At 53.6% G+C, this 19,077-nt stretch carries 19 protein-coding genes; 6 read left to right on the forward strand and 13 right to left on the reverse strand.

The features are described from left to right. Window positions 1–106: 106 nt before the first annotated feature. The 6 genes from cheW to flhD form a co-directional block, all read right to left on the reverse strand. Window positions 107–610: a chemotaxis protein CheW gene (gene cheW, locus AB8846_RS14990; RefSeq protein WP_008500420.1), complete on the reverse strand. Its 504-nt coding sequence runs from the start codon at window positions 608–610 to the stop codon at window positions 107–109. 19 nt (window positions 611–629) lie between these two features. Beyond that, window positions 630–2,666, reverse strand: coding sequence for a chemotaxis protein CheA (cheA, locus tag AB8846_RS14995; RefSeq protein ID WP_370733044.1), 2,037 nt, complete (start codon window positions 2,664–2,666; stop codon window positions 630–632). Between the two features lie 4 nt (window positions 2,667–2,670). Then, the gene (gene motB, locus AB8846_RS15000) at window positions 2,671–3,600 is read right to left on the reverse strand and encodes a flagellar motor protein MotB (RefSeq protein WP_029741333.1); all 930 of its coding nucleotides are present in this window, start codon (window positions 3,598–3,600) and stop codon (window positions 2,671–2,673) included. Beyond that, window positions 3,597–4,484 carry a flagellar motor stator protein MotA gene (gene motA, locus AB8846_RS15005; RefSeq protein WP_008500417.1) on the reverse strand — a complete coding sequence of 296 codons (888 nt, stop codon included), beginning with the start codon at window positions 4,482–4,484 and terminating at the stop codon, window positions 3,597–3,599. Before motA ends, motB begins: the two co-directional genes overlap by 4 nt. 123 nt (window positions 4,485–4,607) lie before the next feature. Next, window positions 4,608–5,186 carry a flagellar transcriptional regulator FlhC gene (gene flhC / locus AB8846_RS15010; protein ID WP_013096051.1) on the reverse strand — a complete coding sequence of 193 codons (579 nt, stop codon included), beginning with the start codon at window positions 5,184–5,186 and terminating at the stop codon, window positions 4,608–4,610. A gap of 2 nt (window positions 5,187–5,188) precedes the next feature. Then, complete coding sequence (gene flhD / locus AB8846_RS15015) at window positions 5,189–5,539, reverse strand: flagellar transcriptional regulator FlhD (RefSeq protein WP_063143681.1); 351 nt, start codon at window positions 5,537–5,539, stop codon at window positions 5,189–5,191. Window positions 5,540–6,336: 797 nt separating this feature from the next. On the opposite strand from flhD, the gene uspC reads away from it, so the two are divergent. Next, window positions 6,337–6,765 (forward strand): universal stress protein UspC, encoded by a 429-nt coding sequence (gene uspC, locus AB8846_RS15020; RefSeq protein WP_063143680.1) that lies wholly within the window; start codon window positions 6,337–6,339, stop codon window positions 6,763–6,765. A gap of 15 nt (window positions 6,766–6,780) precedes the next feature. Here the strand turns inward: uspC and otsA are convergent, their stop codons facing one another. The 5 genes from otsA to araF all read right to left on the reverse strand — a co-directional run bounded on the left by otsA (window position 6,781) and on the right by araF (window position 12,737). Continuing rightward, window positions 6,781–8,205, reverse strand: coding sequence for an alpha,alpha-trehalose-phosphate synthase (gene otsA / locus AB8846_RS15025; RefSeq protein WP_370733046.1), 1,425 nt, complete (start codon window positions 8,203–8,205; stop codon window positions 6,781–6,783). Continuing rightward, window positions 8,180–8,983 (reverse strand): trehalose-phosphatase, encoded by an 804-nt coding sequence (otsB, locus tag AB8846_RS15030; RefSeq protein WP_370733047.1) that lies wholly within the window; start codon window positions 8,981–8,983, stop codon window positions 8,180–8,182. The genes otsA and otsB overlap by 26 nt, the downstream gene beginning before the upstream one ends. A 176-nt stretch (window positions 8,984–9,159) precedes the next feature. Beyond that, window positions 9,160–10,149: an L-arabinose ABC transporter permease AraH gene (gene araH / locus AB8846_RS15035; RefSeq protein WP_173651692.1), complete on the reverse strand. Its 990-nt coding sequence runs from the start codon at window positions 10,147–10,149 to the stop codon at window positions 9,160–9,162. A gap of 11 nt (window positions 10,150–10,160) precedes the next feature. Beyond that, window positions 10,161–11,675: an L-arabinose ABC transporter ATP-binding protein AraG gene (gene araG / locus AB8846_RS15040; protein WP_370733048.1), complete on the reverse strand. Its 1,515-nt coding sequence runs from the start codon at window positions 11,673–11,675 to the stop codon at window positions 10,161–10,163. A gap of 72 nt (window positions 11,676–11,747) precedes the next feature. After that, a complete protein-coding gene (gene araF / locus AB8846_RS15045; protein WP_063143676.1) occupies window positions 11,748–12,737 on the reverse strand; it encodes an arabinose ABC transporter substrate-binding protein AraF in 990 nt (329 codons plus the stop codon). Between the two features lie 788 nt (window positions 12,738–13,525). Here araF and AB8846_RS15050 point away from each other — a divergent pair. After that, window positions 13,526–14,029: a non-heme ferritin-like protein gene (locus AB8846_RS15050; RefSeq protein WP_063143675.1), complete on the forward strand. Its 504-nt coding sequence runs from the start codon at window positions 13,526–13,528 to the stop codon at window positions 14,027–14,029. Between the two features lie 475 nt (window positions 14,030–14,504). Next, the gene (locus tag AB8846_RS15055) at window positions 14,505–15,848 is read left to right on the forward strand and encodes an anaerobic C4-dicarboxylate transporter (RefSeq protein ID WP_370733049.1); all 1,344 of its coding nucleotides are present in this window, start codon (window positions 14,505–14,507) and stop codon (window positions 15,846–15,848) included. 42 nt (window positions 15,849–15,890) lie between these two features. Here the strand turns inward: AB8846_RS15055 and AB8846_RS15060 are convergent, their stop codons facing one another. After that, complete coding sequence (locus AB8846_RS15060; RefSeq protein WP_008500405.1) at window positions 15,891–16,142, reverse strand: DUF2766 family protein; 252 nt, start codon at window positions 16,140–16,142, stop codon at window positions 15,891–15,893. Between the two features lie 110 nt (window positions 16,143–16,252). Next, a complete protein-coding gene (gene azuC / locus AB8846_RS15065; RefSeq protein WP_014884364.1) occupies window positions 16,253–16,336 on the reverse strand; it encodes a stress response protein AzuC in 84 nt (27 codons plus the stop codon). A 235-nt stretch (window positions 16,337–16,571) separates the two neighbouring features. Between azuC and yecR the strand changes: the two genes are divergently transcribed. The 3 genes from yecR (at window position 16,572) to tyrP (ending at window position 19,071) form a co-directional block, all read left to right on the forward strand. Next, complete coding sequence (yecR, locus tag AB8846_RS15070) at window positions 16,572–16,910, forward strand: YecR family lipoprotein (protein ID WP_331412013.1); 339 nt, start codon at window positions 16,572–16,574, stop codon at window positions 16,908–16,910. Window positions 16,911–17,114: 204 nt separating this feature from the next. Further along, entirely contained in the window at window positions 17,115–17,612 is a 498-nt protein-coding gene (ftnA, locus tag AB8846_RS15075) for a non-heme ferritin (protein WP_370733050.1), read from the forward strand. Window positions 17,613–17,919: 307 nt separating this feature from the next. Then, a complete protein-coding gene (tyrP, locus tag AB8846_RS15080) occupies window positions 17,920–19,071 on the forward strand; it encodes a tyrosine transporter TyrP (protein WP_370733051.1) in 1,152 nt (383 codons plus the stop codon). Window positions 19,072–19,077: the final 6 nt, after the last annotated feature.

Raw genomic sequence — 19,077 nt, forward strand, 5'->3', positions numbered from 1 at the left:
CGGTATGAAAAAAGGGTGAGGCCTGATGCCCTCACCCCAGCCCTCTCCCACAGGGAGAGGGAGCAAACACAAAAAACGGCAACCCGGGTTGCCGTTTTGCATTTACCTACGCTACATGACTCGCGGCGATATCCAGTAGCGCCATCTCATCGCTGTTCAGCAGCTTCTCAATGTTCACCAGAATCAGCATACGCTCGCCGAGCGCGCCCAGACCGGTCAGGTATTCGGTCGACAGCGTGACCGCAAACTCCGGCGCAGGACGAATTTGGTCAGAGGTCAGAGAAAGCACATCAGATACGCCGTCCACCACGATGCCGACCACGCGCTGCCCAAGATTCAGGACGATCACCACGGTGTTGTCGTTGTAGTCAACGTCGCCCTGGCTGAACTTCACGCGCAGGTCCACGATTGGCACAATAACGCCACGCAGGTTGGTGACACCTTTAATAAAAGCAGGCGTGTTAGCGATGCGGGTAACCTGGTCGTAACCACGGATTTCCTGCACTTTCAGGATATCGATGCCGTACTCCTCATCGCCTAAAGTGAATACCAGGAATTCCTGCCCTGATGGCTCGCCCGCCAGCTTCGTTACATTACTCATACCGGTCATGTTTTTACCTTCTACTTAATCAGGCGGCTGTGTACGCCACACGTTGTTCACGATTTAATCCCTGAAGCGCCGACACGTCGACGATCAGCGCCACGCTACCATCACCCAGAATGGTGGCTGCAGAAATACCCGGCACTTTGCGGTAGTTGCTTTCGAGGTTCTTCACCACCACCTGGTGCTGACCAATCAGCTGATCGACCAGCAGCGCATAGCGGCGGCCCGCGCTTTGCAGGATCACAACGATACCCTGCGTGGCCTCTGTCTTCGCCCCGTCCACTTCGAACACTTTCCACAGTTCTACCAGCGGCAGGTACTCGCCGCGCACTTCGAGGACGCGCTCGCCGCCCGCCAGCGGATGCAGATCTTCTTCACGCGGCTGCAGGGATTCCATCACGGCGTTCAGCGGCAGGATAAAGACTTCGCCCGCCACTTTGACTGACATGCCGTCGAGGATCGCCAGCGTCAGCGGCAGCAGAATGCGAATGGTGGTGCCGGAACCCTGTTTAGACTGGATCTCAACGTGGCCGCCCATCTCCTGGATGTTACGTTTCACCACGTCCATACCTACGCCGCGCCCGGAGACGTCGGTCACCTGCTCTGCGGTAGAGAAGCCCGGCGCGAAGATCAGCATGCCCACTTCTTCGTCGGTCATGTTTTCATTGACCGCCATCCCCTGCGAAATCGCTTTTGCCAGGATGCGCTCGCGGTTAAGACCGGCGCCGTCGTCGGTCACTTCGATGCAGATGTTCCCGCCCTGATGTTCCGCAGACAGGATCAGGTTCCCCACCGGGGATTTTCCGGCGGCAATGCGGTTTTCCGGCAGTTCGATACCGTGGTCGAGACTGTTACGCACCAGGTGCGTTAACGGGTCAATGATGCGCTCGATCAGGCTCTTATCCAGCTCCGTTGAGCTGCCCATCAGGGTCAGTTCAATCTGTTTATTCAGCTTGCTGGCAAGGTCGCGGACCAGGCGCGGGAAGCGGCTGAAGACATATTCCATCGGCATCATACGGATGGACATGACCGATTCCTGCAGGTCGCGGGCGTTACGCTGCAGCTGGCCCATGCTGGTAATCAGATCGCCGTGCGTGACCGGGTCCAGTTCGTTTGAACGCTGTGCCAGCATCGACTGGGTGATCACCAGTTCGCCAACCAGGTTAATCAGCTGGTCAACCTTCTCAACCGCAACGCGGATGCTGGTTGACTCGCTGGAGCGCGCGGCAGGTTTTTCACCACGGCCAGGTGCCGCGGCCTCTTTTGGCACCGCCTTCAGCGCCGGAGCCGCAGGAGCCACAGCCGGTGCGGCGGCCTGAGCGACAACGGCTACCTCTTCCGTAGCGGCAGGGGCGTCAACCGCAGCCGTTTCGGTCTCGAAGGCGATCTGGTCAGCTTCAATCACAAAGCACAGCACCGCGACGATATCGTCCTGGCCAATACCGTCATCAAGCGTCGCGGCAAGGCTGTCTTTGCCTTTTACCACGTTGCTTAATTTCGCCAGGTTACCCAGCTCTTCTTCCAGCAGGTTAACTTCATTCTCTTTCAGGCGTGACAGCACAACGCGCAGTTTGCTCGCCTGTGCGTCGGCTGAGGCAGAAGCCTGCCCGGCAACCGCATCAACAACGCTCAGTTTTGCGGCCGGAACAACCGCTGCGGCAACCTCACCTTTTGCTTCCAGCGCGAGCTGGCGCAGTGCATTGCAGATGTATTCAAAGCTGGCGGCATCAGGCTCTGCCGAACTTTTATAGGCGTCGAGCTGTTCCTGCATAATATCTTTGGTTTCCAAAAACAGGTTGATAATGTCGGTATTGAGCTGCATCTCACCGCGTCGCGCTTCATCAAGCAGGTTTTCCATTAAATGGGTCGTTTCCTGCAGGATGGTAAATCCAAACGTTCCGGCTCCGCCTTTAATAGAGTGCGCCGCACGGAAGATGGCATTGAGCTGCTCGGAGTCCGGTGCTTCGGGCACCAAATCGAGCAAGTGTTGCTCCATATCGGCCAACAATTCGTCGGCTTCATCAAAGAATGTCTGGTAAAAATCGCTAATATCCATGCTCACGCTATCACCTCGGATTGGCTGGTGGCGATGTTGGAACGGCAGCCGAAGGAACGGCCCCAGGCTGTTTTAAATCGTCCAGTGACTCATTCTGACTTTCGGCGTTTTCATGCAGGATGGCCTGCTCCGCCTGCTGGTTCAGCACTAAAAGACTGATACGACGGTTGATGGCATCATCCGGCCCGCGGTCGGAAACGCGCATGGTTGCGGCCATGCCGACTACGCGCAGTACCTTGCCATCATCAAGCCCACCTACCACCAGCTCGCGACGCGAGGCGTTGGCACGATCGGCAGAAAGCTCCCAGTTGCTGTATCCCTTCTCCCCACTGGCGTACGGGAAATCATCCGTGTGTCCTGACAGGCTGATTCGGTTAGGAATGCCGTTCAGCACCGGTGCAATACCGCGCAGAATGTCGCGCATGTACGGTTCGACTTCCGCACTCCCGGTTTTAAACATTGGGCGGTTCTGGCTGTCGATAATCTGAATACGCAGCCCTTCCTGCACCAGGTCGATCTTCAGATGCGGGCGCAGCGCGCGCAGCTTCGGATCCGCTTCAATCAGCTGATCGAGATCGCCACGCAGTTTCTTCAGACGCGCCTGCTCCATCTTTCTTTTCAGCTCGTCGATGTTCGGCTCTTTTTTCACCTCACCCTTCTGCTGGGTGTAATCATCGCCGCCGCCCGGAATCGGGCTTTCGCTGTTAGAGATACGCGGCCCACCGGCCACCGCCGTTGCCAGCGGCGTTCGGAAATATTCGGCAATCTGGATCAGTTCTTTTGGGCTGGAGATGGAGATCAGCCACATCACCAGAAAGAACGCCATCATTGCAGTCATAAAGTCGGCGTACGCAATTTTCCACGAACCGTGTGCGCCATGTCCGCCGCCCTTGTGCTTGCGTTTTTTTACGATGACGATCGGATGGGACTGGTTTTTCATGCGTCCTCAGTTGTCGTCTGTTGGTTTGGGTTTTTCACCGCACGCACGTGTTCTTCAAGCTCGATAAACGACGGGCGCTCGCTGGAGTAAAGCGTTTTACGGCCAAACTCAACCGCGATCGGTGGCGCGTAACCGTTGAGGTTAGAGAGCAGCGTAATCTTCACGCACTGCATCATTTTGGTGGTTTCCGCGCTTTTCTGGCGCAGAACGCTTGCCAGCGGAGAGATGAAGCCGTACGCCAGCAAAATACCGAGGAAGGTTCCCACCATCGCATGGGCAATCAGCGCACCGAGCTCGGCTGCCGGACGGTCTGCCGAGGCTAGGGCGTGAACCACCCCCATTACCGCAGCAACGATACCGAATGCCGGAAGCGAGTCACCGACCAGCGCCAGGCTGTTGGCCGGCACTTCAGATTCGCTTTCGTGGGTTTCGATCTCTTCGTCCATCAGCGCTTCGATCTCGAAGGTATTCATGTTGCCGCTGATGATGAGTCGCAGATAGTCGACGATGAAATCCAGCATCATGGCGTCAGCAAGGATTCGCGGATAGCTGGCAAAAATTTCGCTCTCTTTCGGGTTTTCAATGTCCCGTTCAAGCGAGAACATGCCCTGCTGACGCGACTTCGCCATCAGGCGATAGAGCAGTGCCAGCAGATCCATATACATACTTTTGGTGTATTTCGAGCGACGGAACAGCAACGGAATCGCTTTCAGCGTGCCCTTGATCGATTTACCGTTGTTGCCAACGATAAAAGCCCCTACCCCTGCACCGCCGATGATAATAAGTTCAGCCGGTTGATAGAGTGCTCCAAGGTGCCCGCCGGTCATCATGTAACCGCCGAAAACTGTACCGAGAACTACCAGGTAACCTAATAAGATAAGCACGACATCATCCTTCCGCTAGTGACTATGGCAAGGACGTCCAGCTCGCAGCGTTTACCGTTTGCGGGGTAAAAAAAAGCAGCGGTAATTGCTTACCGCTGCTGGAATCTTTCCCACACGTTCGGGTTAAACAGCTTGTTCGATCTGTTCATCCAGCAGTTGTGGAATAATATCGGCAGCATCCCGGGAAAGTTTACGTCTTTTTACTGCGCGGGATGGAGGCTGACATAAACTGCAGGCGAAGCTGCCTGCAGGCTGATGAGCATGGGTAATAAAATTGCCGTCGCAGCAGTTGCAGCGCGACAGTTCAAGCATTCCGCTCTCAACAAAACGCACCAGCGTCCATGCGCGGGTCAGCGCCAGCAGAGGGCCTTCTTCCTGCTGTGGGCATTGTTCAAGGTAAAGTTTGTACGCTTTGATCACGGCGTCAACGCCGCTACACAAACCGGTTTTGAGAAGATACTGCCAGGCATTACAGAACATGGAAGCGTGAATATTCTGCTCCCACGTCATAAACCAGTCGGTAGAAAACGGCAGCATGCCTTTCGGCGGGGGACTACCACGTAACTCTTTGTACAGTTTAATGAGACGGCCACGGCTCAACTGAGTCTCGCTTTCCAGCATTTGTAAACGAGCACCCAGTGTAATCAGCTCCATGGCCAGCTGTATGTCACGCGCTTCCTGAACAATGCTTTTTTCGCTCATTGCTAGGCCCTTTTCTTACGGGCTGCGTCATCAGGCTGGCTGATTTCGGTAAGCAAGCGAGTGGAGAGAAGAATGCCGGTATGGATCTGTTGAAGATCGTCCACACGGGAATCCTGCGTCAGACGCGTTATTGTCTGCGAATCATCGAAACGGAACTGGCAAACCAGTTGATTCGTTTCAGCCAGTTTAACCATCTGCGGGAGGGTTAAACCGCCCAGCATGGTTGCCATCTCTTCGTTAATACCCAGACGAAACATCGCGGACGCCTTGTCCTGACTAATCAAACGCTGCGCGAGCAGTAAATACGACAAATTGATGTCATAGATATGTTTTAGCAACTCGGATGTATGCATTGTTCCCATCCCGAATAACCAACTATTATTTTTATGCGGAAAGACCGCACCCCGTGATGTCGCCGGGAAATCACCCGGTATAAAAAAAAAGAAAAGGCTAAATGCATAGTTGAATTTAGGTTTGTATTCACTGAAACCGTAAGAGAGAAACCGCGAATGCGTCTCTTACAAGATTTATCATTTCTTACAAATAACTAAGATTTTTCCTAATTCGACGCAAACTCTACTCGTCAGTTTTGCCACATACAATCCAGCCACCCTCAAATTTAAAAAAAATGTGATCCACGTCACACAATTTAAGTGAATATGACCCATAAATCCATCAGTATGACTTGTAATTTGTTCGCTTTTTAACCAATCAGTACTGTTTTGTATTCTTAATTGACGAATACTCATGCAGGCGGGTGATCCGAACTGGCATGCAACGTGCTTTTGCCGCCGTAAGCGCCGCGCGGAAACATTTACAACAACCCCCTCTCCGGGAAACATTTTTCTTACCGTGAAAAAACATATAGTTATGCAGGTAGCACAAAAAAGATGTTTCAGGGCGTGATCATTCGAAATGAGTTTGTAACGCGTCAGAACGATTTAACAGTGAAAGCGTGAATTTGTGTGATTTACGTTAAGTTGTTAATTTTTTTCATTTAGGGGGATTTTTCAGTTATTCTTCTTATAAGAATAATTAATGAATAATTATGATAAGCTTCACACTAATGTCGTAATCTGCTCTTGCAGATCCAGGGGATTCGCGGTAAAGGTGATCAAACGCTGTCTTTCAGACACCTAAGGAGTGCGCCATGAGTTACTCCCATCTGCTTGTTTCTGTTGCAGTTTCCCCCGAAAGTCATCAGCTCGTTGCCCGGGCAGTTTCCATTGCCAGACCCCACAATGCCCGCATCAGCCTCATCACGCTGGCCGCAGAGCCAGAGATGTATAATCAGCTGGCCGCCCCCATGCTGGAGGATATTCGTGAGGTCCTTCAGGAAGAAACGCAGCAATTTCTGCGTGAATTGGTGGAAAAGGCGCAATATCCGGTTTATGAGACAATTATTGCGACCGGGGAGCTTAACGCCCATATTCTCGACGTGTGTCGTAAACAACATATTGATTTAGTCATTTGCGGGAATCATAACCACAGCTTTATATCGCGCGCAGCCTGCGCCGCGAAATCCATTGTCGCGTCGAGCCAGGTCGATGTGCTGTTAGTGCCTCTTGGGGGGAATTAACCCCCCAGCGGAAAATCAGGCGAGTTTAGGGAAGGTCGCGATCTTTTTTTGCAGATCGCCTTCATGACTTTGCGGGGCGATATCCCGGAGATCCTGAATAAAACGCGCCTGCCAGTGGTTAATGTCGTTCTTACGGATCGTCTCCATCATGTCAGCATGGCGGGAAAGACGTTCCGTGAGCGGCATTGTCAGGGCGCGATTCAGCGCGTTTGCCACGTCATCCCTGTCATAAGGGTTAACGATAAGCGCCGACGTGAGCTCATTTGCGGCGCCGGCAAACTGGGAAAGCACCAGAACACCCGGGTCGGCTGGATCCTGAGCTGCGACATACTCTTTCGCGACGAGGTTCATCCCGTCGCGCAGCGGCGTGACCAGGCCAACGTCCGCGTAGCGGAAGACCTTCATCAGGATTTTACGGTCAAAGTGCTGATTCAGGTAAAAGAGCGGCGTCCAGCCCAGCTGCCCGTAGCGGCCATTAATGCGCCCTGCTTCTGTCTCCAGCTGGTGGCGAATATCCTGATAGGCCTGAACCTCACCGCGCGACGTCGGCGCGATCTGGGTATAGCGGATTTTGCCGTGATGCTGCGGATATTTGTCCAGCAGCGTTTCATACGCCAGGAAGCGTTCCGGCAGCCCTTTGGAATAATCAAGACGCTCTACCGAGAAGATATTTTTCACGTGCTTGAGTTCATTCTTAAGCTGCGCCAGCTTCGGCGGCAGCGGGCCGGAAGCCTGCTCCGCGATTTCGTCAGGTTCAATCCCTATTGGATACACTTCGGTGTGGAAGGTTTTCCCCCACGCCGTATGGGTTTTCCCGCCCTTGGTCACCAGCCGCGCTTTACCCGACACGGAGTCAAGGAACGCGAGGCGGTCATTTTCGGTCTGGAAGCCCAGCAAATCGTAATCACACAGCGCCTCCAGCAGCGCTTCATGCGGCGGCAGCGCGGTAAAAATTTCCGGCGTCGGGAACGGGATGTGCAGGAAGAAGCCAATGCGGTTATTTACCCCTCTTTTTCGCAGCTCGCGCGCGAAGGGCAACAGGTGATAATCGTGGATCCATAAAATATCGTCTTCTTCTATTAATGGCAGCAGTTTATCCGCCAGCAGCGCATTCACGCGCGAGTAGCCTTCGAAGGATTCACGCTGGAATTTGACCAGGTCAAGACGATAGTGAAACGCGGGCCACAGGACGGCATTCGAGAACTGCGAGTAATACTCGTCATAGTCTTTCTCTTTTAATGCAAATGAAGCCCACGTAATGTTTCCGCGCGTCACCTTGTTGAGCGGTTTCTCTTCTTCACTGATTTCTCCACTCCAGCCAAACCACAGCCCGCCAGCGGCTTTTAAGGCACCTAACACCCCTACCGCCAGGCCACCTGCACTGGCTTTTTTATCGTCAGGCGGTGCGATTCGGTTAGAGACGACGACTAAGCGACCCATAATGGTTTCCCCCTTTGCTTTGCGCTATTTGTTGTTGTTGCTGGTTAGCGATGTCAGATATCCACTGCCAGACGCTGGCGACATCCGCCAGGCGCCATTCGGCAACGGTGTCACCAGGCCCCACCTTGACGGCGATCCCTCCGGCCTGATTCACCACGCGAAACCCGGCCTCGTCGGTCATGTCATCGCCAAAAAATACCGGTGTACGTCCCTTAAATGGCGGTTCCGCCATAAACGCCGCAATAGCAGCACCTTTATTAATCCCTTCCGGTTTTATCTCAACGACGCACTTCCCCGGCTGCAGCGCGAGCTGCGGGTGTGCATCGGCCACGCTGCGGGCAATCGCAAAGATTTCCGCCTCGTGATGCGGTGCCTGCCGATAGTGCAAAGCGAAAGCCATGCCCTTCGCTTCCAGTTCAGTGCCCGGAAGCGACGCCAGCGCCGAGGAGAGTTGAGTGTGTAACGCCTGAATTAAGGTCTCAGGAAGTGATACAACGTGCAGTTGATCATGGATATCGCGGCGCTCCGCTCCGTGTACACCGGCTAGCGGAAAGTGGTAAGGACTGGCGAGCACGTCCAGCTCGGCCATTGAGCGCCCTGAAATCAATGCCAATGCGCCCTCATTCAGTCTGGAGAGCTGCTGCAAATTCTCTAGCACCGTATCCGGTACGACCACGTCGTCAGGATGCGGCTGGATCCCGGCGAGCGTGCCGTCGAGATCAAAAAAGAAAGCATAGTGTCCGGGCAGTACAGGCGGTGCGGTTAACATGTCAGCCACCCTTTTCCTCCTTACGGTTTACGAGAGGTAAACGCCTTTACCTCTTTCATAGCCATGTAAGTATAGACAGTGTGACGTGGCTCGCCATTTGACAACCGCCCCGCCAGCAAAACTGGCGAGGCGGTTCAGGGGTCAACTAAGGTTATAAGTTGAGCAATAAAAGACGGGAAAAAGAGCTACACGGTACGCTTCGCTTTTTGCTTGTAACGGTCGAAAATCACGGCTGCGAGCAGGATCAGACCACGCACGACGTACTGCGAGAACGGCGAAATATTCAGCAGGTTCATGGCGTTCTCTACGGTGCCCAAAATCAGGATACCGGCCACCACATATGAGATTTTTCCGATGCCGCCCTTGAGGGAAACGCCCCCTAAAACGCAGGCTGAAATGACGATCAGCTCGTAACCGATAGAGGTCATCGGCTGGCCGCTAGTCATACGCGAAGCCAGAATAATCCCCGCGGCAGCAGAAACCAGCCCTGAGAGCACAAAGATAATAATCTTGGTTCGCACCACCGGCACCCCGGCCAGGCGAGCGGCCTCTTCGTTACCGCCAATCGCCAGCGTATTGCGGCCAAAAGTGGTTCGGTTAAGCAGGAAGCCGAACAGGATCAGGCAGGCCACGGTCAGCCAGATAGGCGCAGGCAGACCCAGCCAGTTGGCATAACCCAGCGTAAAGAAGCGCTCGTCTTCAATCCCCACCGCTTTACCGTCGGAGATGATATAGGCCAGCCCGCGGACAATTTGCATCGTCGCGAGCGTCGTGATCAGGGCGTTAATCTTCAGGCGGGCGATAACAAAACCGTTCACCAGACCGCTGATGACGCCGAGCAACAGACCGGCCAGAACGCCTATCCACAGGCTTTCCGTCATGTTGATCACCACGGCCGTCGTAACGCCCGCACAGGCAATCACCGACGCCACCGACAGGTCAAAATCGCCGGAGGCCAGACAGAACAGCATCCCGCAGGCCACCATCCCGGACATGGAAATGGCCAGCCCCAGGCCCTTCATATTAATGAAGGTGGCAAAATTAGGGACAAAGATCGCGCAGGCAAGGAACAGTGCGGCAAAAACCACCAGCATGCCGTACTGATCCCAGATACGTCCAACACTCAACGCCGACTTCGACTTCGGCACTCCGGATGTAGTAACAGAGGACATCATTAACTCCTTACTCAGGCGACAGCCTGGCTGACTTTAGGCATGGCGAGGTTCAACGCCTGTTGTTCATTCGCCTGTTCATGAAGTAATTCGCCGGCAATTTCGCCTTCACGCATCACCACAATGCGGTCGGCCACGCCAAGCACCTCCGGCAGATCGCTGGAGGCGAAAAGCACCGCCACGCCGCGTTTTGCCAGCTCATAGATCACGTTATAAATCTCGTGTTTTGCCCCTACATCGATTCCGCGCGTCGGCTCATCCAGTAAAATGACCTTCATATCTTCTGACAGCCAGCGGCCTAAAATCGCCTTCTGCTGGTTTCCGCCTGACAGATTCATGATCAGCTGTTCCGGACCCGGCGTTTTGATATTCAGCGAGCGAATATGATGGTCAGCGTTGCTCGATTCCCAGCTATCGTTTATCAGGCAGCCTGCGCGAATAAACTTGCGGCGGGCGGAAATATTGATGTTGTCGCGTACCGAATGCACCGGAATAATCCCGTCGGCTTTACGGTCTTCCGGGCAGAGCATCATGCCCGCCCCAATCGCGTGGGCCGGTTTCTGGATATCTACCCGCTCGCCGTCAATAGAGACCTGCCCATCGGTAATGCGGGTACCGCCGAACAGGCCTTTCATCAGCTCGCTGCGCCCCGCCCCTACCAGGCCAAATAGCCCAACGATTTCACCGCTGCGTACGGATAACGAAACGGGCGTGCGCACGCCCGGCGCTTTGACGTTATCCAGGCGCAGGCGTTCAGGGCCGTACTCCCGGGGTTTCCAGTGATAGACATCGCCCAGGTCGCGGCCGACCATCGCCTGAACGAGCTGGTCATGGTTAACCTGCTGCATATCGGTAAAGGTGCGCACATAGCGCCCATCTTTAAAGACGGTGATGGCATCGCTCAGAGCAAATATCTCCTCCATGCGGTGCGAGACATACAAAATCGTACGGCCTTCCTGCCGCAACTCGCGGATCACGCGGAACAGGTTTTCGATTTCGCGCGCGGAGAGCGAACTGGTAGGTTCATCGAAAGCAATAACCCTGGCGTTACGCGCCAGCGCCTTGGCAATTTCAACCATTTGCCACTGGCCGATGGAGAGGTATTTCAGCGGCGTCTGCGGATCGACGTCCAGACCCAGATGCTTAAGCTGCAGCCCCGCTTCATAATTAAGTAGCGAACGATTCACCACGCCGCTTTTATGCGGAAGCTGGCCTAAATAGATATTTTCCGCCACGGTCATCTCAGGGATGAGGTGTAACTCCTGATAGATAATCGCCACCCCGGCGTTGAGCGCCGCCGTGGTATCGGCAAAGGCTACCTCTTCGCCCCGCAGAGCCAGCGTACCGGTTGTCGGCGTGTAGTTGCCGCTGAGGATTTTCAACAGCGTGGATTTTCCCGCACCGTTTTCCCCCATCAGGGCATGAACCTGGCCGGCATAGCAGTCGAAGCTGATATCGGTCAGCGCGTTAACACCGGGGAAGGTTTTCCCGATGCCGCGAAAAGAGAGATACGGATTAGACTGTTGCATAACGACTCCGTGATTCCTGTAGTGTGTACGTCTGGCCCCTCACGATGCGTGAGGGGCACAATCACAGCGTATTTACTTACCGCCCAGTCCTTTTTTCGCCAGCTCCTCTTTGAAGTTGTCGCGGGTAATCAGCACCACGTCGGTCACTTCGGTAAATTTCGGCGGTTCAGCCCCTTTGGTTACCCAGTTGTAGAGCATCTCACTGGATTTGTAGCCGTGGACGTCCGGGCTTGGCAGCAGAGAGCCGTAGAAGCCGGTAGCCTGCGCTTTGGACAGCTCGCTGACGGCGTCAACGCCGTTGATGCCAATCCCGATCACGTCAGGCGCTTTGAAGCCCTGGCCTTCCGTCGCGCGTACCCCACCCAGCACGGTGTTGTCGTTCATGCCGACCACCAGCCAGTGTTTGACCTCCGGATGCTGGACCAGCATAGAGTTCGCGGCGTCGAAAGCGCCCGGGATATCGTTGGATTTAGTTGGAACTTTGTAGATCTGCTTTTCCGGGAAGCCGGCCGCTTTCAGCGCGTCCATTGAACCGGAAGTACGGCGACGCGCGGTGTCCAGCTCGTCAGCCGTGATGGCCATCACCGCGGTCTCTTTGACATCCCAGCCGCGCTTTTGCATCTCTTTATAGAGTTCCTGGCCCTGGCGTTCGCCGATTTTTGTCGCCGCCATCATGACCAGCGGGACGGTGTCCATCGGCTTGCCTTTAGCGTTAACGAACTGATCGTCAACCGCGATGACCTTCATGTCGTAACCGCGCGCTTTCGCCGCGATTGCCGATCCCAGCTTTGGATCCGGGGTACAGATAACGAAACCTTTTGCGCCGCTGGCCGCCAGGCTGTCGATGGCGTTCAGGGTTTTTTCACCGTCAGGCACGGCGATTTTAATGACTTCAAAACCTAAATCTTTCCCGGCTTTATCGGCGAATTTCCACTCAGTCTGGAACCAGGGTTCTTCGGGCTGTTTCACCAAAAAACCGAGTTTTAAATTCTCAGCGATAGCGGATTGTGACATAACGGCAGCCAGGCCGATGGCCGCCAGCGCTTTAGTAAATTTGTGCATGGTAAACTCCAGCTTTAGCATTCTTTTCTGTAGGGAATATGTGCGTGCTTCTTATTTAATCGGACTTAAAACAAGACATTAGCGCTTACCTCGTCATAAGCGTTATTGCTGGTGATAGTTTTAGCGGGAAATTAATCATCCATAAGAGAGCCCCATCACACCGCAGAATTAAAGTAATTGCGTACATAAATTCAGCGAAAAATGACATAAAAAAGGCAGGATTTGTCAGACAAATGAAAGTGGGTTAAGCAGAATTATCCATAAGATTAGCTAAGATATCCCTGATACCCCTCAGCGAGCAAAACGGCACCTGGCGTTAAAGGGGTTCAATATGTTTTTCATCAAAAATGCCCCAGGCGCCTTAAAAACCGTTATTCCGCAGAACTTGATTTAACGCAATTTTATTAGCACATCATATATTCGAAACGATTAATCCGTATTTCTCTTTTTTACGGAGCATTATTCCAACTTAATATTTCCGAAAGAGTAACAATGTATCGCAGCAACAAAAACCATTAAGTATCAGAGGATTAAACAATATTTAATTCATGGCGAGCTAATTGCATTTCTGTACTATATTAAAGTTTGTAATGTATGGTAAACACAGCCTAATTAAGAGTTTTCTTAGACCAAAGACAAGGGTATGCTTATTTACATCGAACACAGGAAGTGAATTTCGGTCGACTTCGGTCACGGCAGAATCTGTATTTCTGCTCTTTTCTTCGTATTTGCCTGACGCTCAGGTTAAGCAACGGACATCACGTCCCACAGTCAATAAGGATATGAGTATGGCTACCCAAACGATGATGCAAAAACTTAACGCGCAGATGAACCTTGAGTTCTACGCCTCGAATCTGCACCTTCACTTAAGCGCGTGGTGTGCCGAGAATAGCCTCACGGGATCTGCCACATTCTTTCGCTCTCAGGCGCAAAGTAACGTCACCCATATGATGCGTGTCTTTAACTTCCTGAAAGCCGCAGGGGCAAATCCTGTCGTTAAAGCCCTTGATGGGATCAACGAAAACTACTCTTGCCTGGAAGAGCTGTTCCAGAAAACGCTTGAAGAGTATGAACAACGCTGCAGCACCCTCAGCAAGCTGGCCGATGAAGCCAAAGCGCAGCAGGACATTACGACGCTTACATTCTTACGTGATATGGACAAAGAGCAGCAGCAGGATGGCATGCTGCTGAAGACGCTGGCGGATGAGATCCATAATGCCCAGCAGGCGGGTTTATGTCCTGAGCAAACCGACCGTCACCTGCTCGACATTGTGGCGGTGCAGCACCACTGAGTTTTTTAATCTGCTCCAGCCGGGCTGAGGGTTTCCCAGGAATTTATTAACCTGAAGCGATGAATTTTGTATCAGGCAAGTGAATAACTTACAGCGATGTCCTGGTCCGGCTGTAAATCGCCGAAGCGTTTCCGTAAGGCCGGGAGCCCGGGTCGCCAGGGCGGCGGCGATTGAGCCGCCCTGGCACGTGCACCGGTCATGCCGTTACAGAGTAGCAATGAACATGAAGTGAACGGAATGACCACCACAGCCGTATGTTCCCCCTCACCCCAGCCCTCTCCCTCCAGGGAGAGCGAGTCGTCCGTGCAGGCATTGTTTTGTAGGGATCCCTCCTCCCACCTGAGGCAGGATTCCTTTTCCTATCTCCAACCTGCTGCTTTTGCTGAAATTTAACAAATCAGATCTGGCTCCCAATGATTAACCACACAACGTGTGATGATTTATTTAGTTACATAATCATTGACGAGGGAGCATCATGATCACCATTGAGTTTGTTGTCATTCTCCTCTGCCTGCTGACGGGTACGCGTTTCGGCGGAATGGGGCTTGGGTTAATCAGCGGTATTGGTCTTTTTATTTTATGTTTTGTCTTTGGTCTGCAGCCGGGTAAGCCGCCGGTAGACGTTATGCTGACCATCCTCGCGGTGATTGGTTGTGCCGCTACGCTGCAGACTGCCGGCGGTCTCAACGTCATGATGCAGTTTGCCGAACGTCTGCTGCGCAAACACCCGCAGCACATCACCCTGCTCGCGCCTTTCACCACCTGGATGCTGACCTTTCTGTGCGGCACCGGGCACGTGGTCTACACCATGTTCCCCATTATTGCGGATATCGCCCTGAAAAAAGGGATCCGCCCCGAGCGCCCCATGGCCGTGGCATCGGTTGCGTCGCAGATGGCGATCACGGCCTCCCCCGTTTCCGTTGCCGTGGTATCGCTGGTGTCCATCCTTGCGGCTCAGCATGGTATAGGCCACGCGTGGGGGATCCTGGAAATTCTCGCCGTGTCGGTTCCCGCTTCGCTTTTCGGCGTGACCATTGCGGCCCTGTGGAGTTTACGCCGTGGTAAAGATTTGGCTGACGACATGGAGTTTCAGGAAAAGCTGAAAGATCCTAAGCAGCGCGAGTTTATCTACGGCGGAACGGAGACGTTAATGAATCAGCGTTTCCCTAAACAGGCCTACTGGTCCACGTGGATTTTCTTTGCCGGTATTGCCGTGGTCGTTTTGCTGGGGGCGTTCCCTGACCTGCGCCCCGCCTTTGAGCTGAAAGGCAAAATGACGGCGCTGTCGATGAACCTTGTCATCCAGATGATGATGCTGATTGCGGGCGCCGTGATGCTGATGGCCTGTAAGGTCAATGCGTCGGCGATTTCTAACGGCGCGGTGTTCAAGGCCGGTATGGTGGCGATTTTCTCGGTGTTCGGCGTGGCGTGGATGAGCGATACCTTTTTCCAGGCGCATCTTGACGAGCTAAAGCTGGCGCTGGAAGGCGTGGTGAAAAGCCACCCGTGGACGTATGCCATTGTGCTGTTTCTGGTGTCAAAACTGGTGAACAGCCAGGCGGCTGCGCTGACGGCCGTTGCGCCTATGGGCCTGATGCTCGGCATCGATCCGAAAATGCTGATCGCCTTTTTCCCGGCGTCATACGGCTATTTTGTCCTGCCGACCTATCCAAGTGATTTGGCGTGCATCGGCTTTGACCGTTCAGGCACCACCCGCATCGGCAAATTTATCATCAACCACAGCTTTATTCTGCCAGGGCTGATTGGGGTAAGCTGCGCGTGTGCGGCAAGCTACCTGCTGGTCCAGACGTTCTTCTGACCGCATCAAAGGGCGACACATGCCGTCGCCCGTTTCCCTGCTTTAGTGGGACTCACCCTGCGGCGTGAATCGCAGCTCAATCAGCGCGATGGCTTTCTGGATCGCACGAAGCGTAACCGGGTCAGCGGCAGCAGGATGGCTGGCGAAATCGATGTTTTTCAGCTGCGTAGACATCTTCTCGCGCACTTCAACCGGCGCAATCACGTCCAGAACATCAAGGATTTGTTTGATAACCAGCTGACAGGCAACAACGTCAGAGACCAGTTCCTGATCGGCGCTCAGGTTTTGTGACATGGGGGCTTTCTCCTTATTTAAAGGCCGCCATAGTATCAAAACACGCACCCTGACATCTCTCCTTCATCGTCAGCAGGTACAAAAAAACCCGCCGAAGCAGGTTTTTTTTATCAGAACATGGCGCCCGGCGGCACGTCTTTGAACGTGCGGCAGTAATTGGCCCACATACTTTTCAGGATTTTGCGCAGTTTCACGATGATGCTCCATTAACTTGTTATACAACTTTATTATCAACGTGCCTATAATATGACCACCATCACAAAAATCAACACTTTTGTGATGCAAATCACATTTTTTATTAGGGTATGGACTGAAAGCGCTCACCGCTGACCCGTTGCGAAGAGTGAGGGCAGATTGTCCGGCTATTCCAGGCATTGCAGCGGGCATCTGCGGGTACGATAACGTATTTCCATCCACTCAGAGCGAACCATGAAAAGAGTCATTGTAGCCGGCACAATCCTGCTGCTCGCGGGGTGTAGTATTAATCGCCAGGCTGAAGTCAGCAGCCTCGACGCGCCGAACGGCATCGTTCGTCTCGACTACGGCCAGGCAGCGCTGCAAAATGCGTATTCCGATGCGTATGTGAATAACGGCACGGCGTCAAAAGCGTGTCAGAGCATGGGGTATGCCACTGCCTCAGCCTATGGTCAGCCCATTAAAACCTGCACCCTGACGAGCGGATCTTTGTGCCTGAACGAGAGCGTGACTATCCAGTATAAATGTATGGGTTACGCCGTTAATCCTAAATCAAATAATCCGTGGTATTAATCGACGCTGCCAGCGCGTGCTGGCAGTTTATTTCATTACGAACAAAAATAGTTCTCATTAATAATTTATGAAAATCGCCAATGCGTTTTATTCCCATTCGTATTTTAAATAAATAAAATAAAAATTTTACGTTTTGCAAATAATTAAATAACAAATTATAGTGTCGCTCATTGTGAACCAGAAATAATAATCCGGAGCGTCACCATGCTGAAAACTGAAATGATCGACAAGCTCAACGCACAAATGAACCTCGAGCTTTTTTCATCCCTGCTCTACCAGCAGATGAGCGCCTGGTGCAGCTACCACAGCTTCGAGGGCGCTGCCGCGTTTCTGCGTCGTCACGCTCAGGAAGAGATGACCCACATGCAGCGTCTGTTTGATTATCTGACGGATACGGGCAGCCTGCCGCGCATTGAAACCGTGTCATCCCCTTTTGCCGAGTATAATTCTCTCGATGAACTGTTCCGCGCTACCTACGAGCACGAGCAGCTGATTACGCAGAAAATTAACGAACTGGTTCATGCGGCGATGACCAGCCAGGATTATCCAACCTTCAATTTCCTGCAGTGGTACGTCGCGGAGCAACACGAAGAAGAGAAGCTGTTTAAATCCGTGCTGGATAAATTATCTCTGGTGGGGAAATCCGGCGAGGGTCTTTACTTTATTGATAAAGAACTTTCCACTCTTGATACGCAGAATTAATTTCAGCGCGGTGCCGGTTTCCGGCACCGCGTTAATTTACCTTCCCTCCCCGCATAAAAACACCCATTTTATTCCCTGTACGCCTTGTTTACGTCACGCCTGACCGTCGCCCCACGCCGGACTGGCGGCAGCGCAACGCGTAAACCTTTCATTACACCTCTTGTAACGGTGGTTTGACGAATTCCCCCTTTTGCCTTACTCTGCGCCGCAGATTTATTCGCGATTAAGCATCGTTGTAGAGGAAAGCGTGAAAAACAGAACCCTGGGAAGTATTTTTATCGTCGCCGGAACGACGATTGGCGCAGGAATGCTGGCAATGCCCCTGGCAGCCGCGGGCGTGGGATTTGGCATGACCCTGCTGCTGCTGGGTACGCTCTGGGCGCTGATGTGTTACACCGCCCTGCTGCTGCTTGAGGTTTACCAGCACGTGCCTGCCGACACCGGTCTGGGTTCGCTTGCTGCGCGCTATCTGGGACGCTATGGCCAGTGGGTAACCGGCTTTAGCATGATGTTCCTGATGTACGCCCTGACCGCCGCCTATATCAGCGGCGCCGGGGAGCTCATCGCCTCCAGCGTCAACGACTGGTTTGGCTCTGACATTACCCCTGCGACGGGGGCTATCTTCTTTGCGCTTATTGGCGGCGGTGTGGTCTGCGTGGGGACATCGCTGGTCGATCTGTTTAACCGCTTTCTCTTCAGCGCCAAAATTCTCTTCCTGATTATCATGCTGGTGCTGCTGGCGCCGCACGTGCACAAGGTCAACCTGCTGACGCTGCCGCTGGAAAAAGGGCTGGCGCTCTCCGCGATCCCGGTCATTTTCACCTCGTTTGGCTTCCATGGCAGCGTGCCGAGCATCGTCAGCTATATGAACGGCGATATTCGCAAGCTGCGCCGCGTTTTTGTTATCGGCAGCGCGATCCCGCTGATCGCCTATATTTTCTGGCAGCTGGTGACGCTGGGCAGCATTGACTCTTCAACCTTTATTGGGCTGATGGCGCAACACGCTGGCCTGAACGGTTTTCTGCTGGCACTGCGCGAGGTCGTTACCTCCCCGCACGTGGAGCTGGCGGTGCACCTGTTTGCCGACCTGGCGCTGGCAACCTCCTTCCTGGGCGTGGCGCTCGGCCTGTTTGATTACCTGGCCGACCTGTTCCAGCGTCGCAATACCGCGGCTGGACGGTTGCAGACGGGGGCCATCACCTTCCTGCCGCCGCTCGCTTTTGCGCTGTTTTACCCACGCGGGTTTGTCATGGCGCTGGGCTATGCGGGGGTGGCGCTCTCAATCCTGGCCCTGCTGCTCCCTTCCCTGCTGGCGTGGAAAAGCCGCCAGCAGCATCCTCAGCAAGGATATCGCGTGGCGGGCGGAAAACCGCTGCTGTGCATTGTGTTTGGTTGTGGGGTGGTGATTATTCTGGTGCAGGTGTTGATTGCAGCCGGGATGCTGCCGGAAGTGGGCTAAATAAAA

The organism is Enterobacter sp. KB-221C9, from assembly GCF_041320715.1.
Classification (GTDB): Bacteria; Pseudomonadota; Gammaproteobacteria; order Enterobacterales; family Enterobacteriaceae; genus Enterobacter; species Enterobacter asburiae_D.

Excerpts from the sequence above, each read along its gene's own strand:
- cheW (WP_008500420.1), bottom strand. The coding sequence starts at position 610 with ATGACCGGTATGAGTAATGTAACGAAGCTGGCGGGCGAGCCATCAGGG.
- motB (WP_029741333.1), bottom strand. The coding sequence starts at position 3,600 with ATGAAAAACCAGTCCCATCCGATCGTCATCGTAAAAAAACGCAAGCAC.
- flhC (WP_013096051.1), bottom strand. The coding sequence starts at position 5,186 with ATGAGCGAAAAAAGCATTGTTCAGGAAGCGCGTGACATACAGCTGGCC.
- flhD (WP_063143681.1), bottom strand. The coding sequence starts at position 5,539 with ATGCATACATCCGAGTTGCTAAAACATATCTATGACATCAATTTGTCG.
- uspC (WP_063143680.1), top strand. The coding sequence starts at position 6,337 with ATGAGTTACTCCCATCTGCTTGTTTCTGTTGCAGTTTCCCCCGAAAGT.
- otsA (WP_370733046.1), bottom strand. The coding sequence starts at position 8,205 with ATGGGTCGCTTAGTCGTCGTCTCTAACCGAATCGCACCGCCTGACGAT.
- araH (WP_173651692.1), bottom strand. The coding sequence starts at position 10,149 with ATGATGTCCTCTGTTACTACATCCGGAGTGCCGAAGTCGAAGTCGGCG.
- araG (WP_370733048.1), bottom strand. The coding sequence starts at position 11,675 with ATGCAACAGTCTAATCCGTATCTCTCTTTTCGCGGCATCGGGAAAACC.
- araF (WP_063143676.1), bottom strand. The coding sequence starts at position 12,737 with ATGCACAAATTTACTAAAGCGCTGGCGGCCATCGGCCTGGCTGCCGTT.
- AB8846_RS15050 (WP_063143675.1), top strand. The coding sequence starts at position 13,526 with ATGGCTACCCAAACGATGATGCAAAAACTTAACGCGCAGATGAACCTT.
- AB8846_RS15055 (WP_370733049.1), top strand. The coding sequence starts at position 14,505 with ATGATCACCATTGAGTTTGTTGTCATTCTCCTCTGCCTGCTGACGGGT.
- AB8846_RS15060 (WP_008500405.1), bottom strand. The coding sequence starts at position 16,142 with ATGTCACAAAACCTGAGCGCCGATCAGGAACTGGTCTCTGACGTTGTT.
- yecR (WP_331412013.1), top strand. The coding sequence starts at position 16,572 with ATGAAAAGAGTCATTGTAGCCGGCACAATCCTGCTGCTCGCGGGGTGT.
- ftnA (WP_370733050.1), top strand. The coding sequence starts at position 17,115 with ATGCTGAAAACTGAAATGATCGACAAGCTCAACGCACAAATGAACCTC.
- tyrP (WP_370733051.1), top strand. The coding sequence starts at position 17,920 with ATGCTGGCAATGCCCCTGGCAGCCGCGGGCGTGGGATTTGGCATGACC.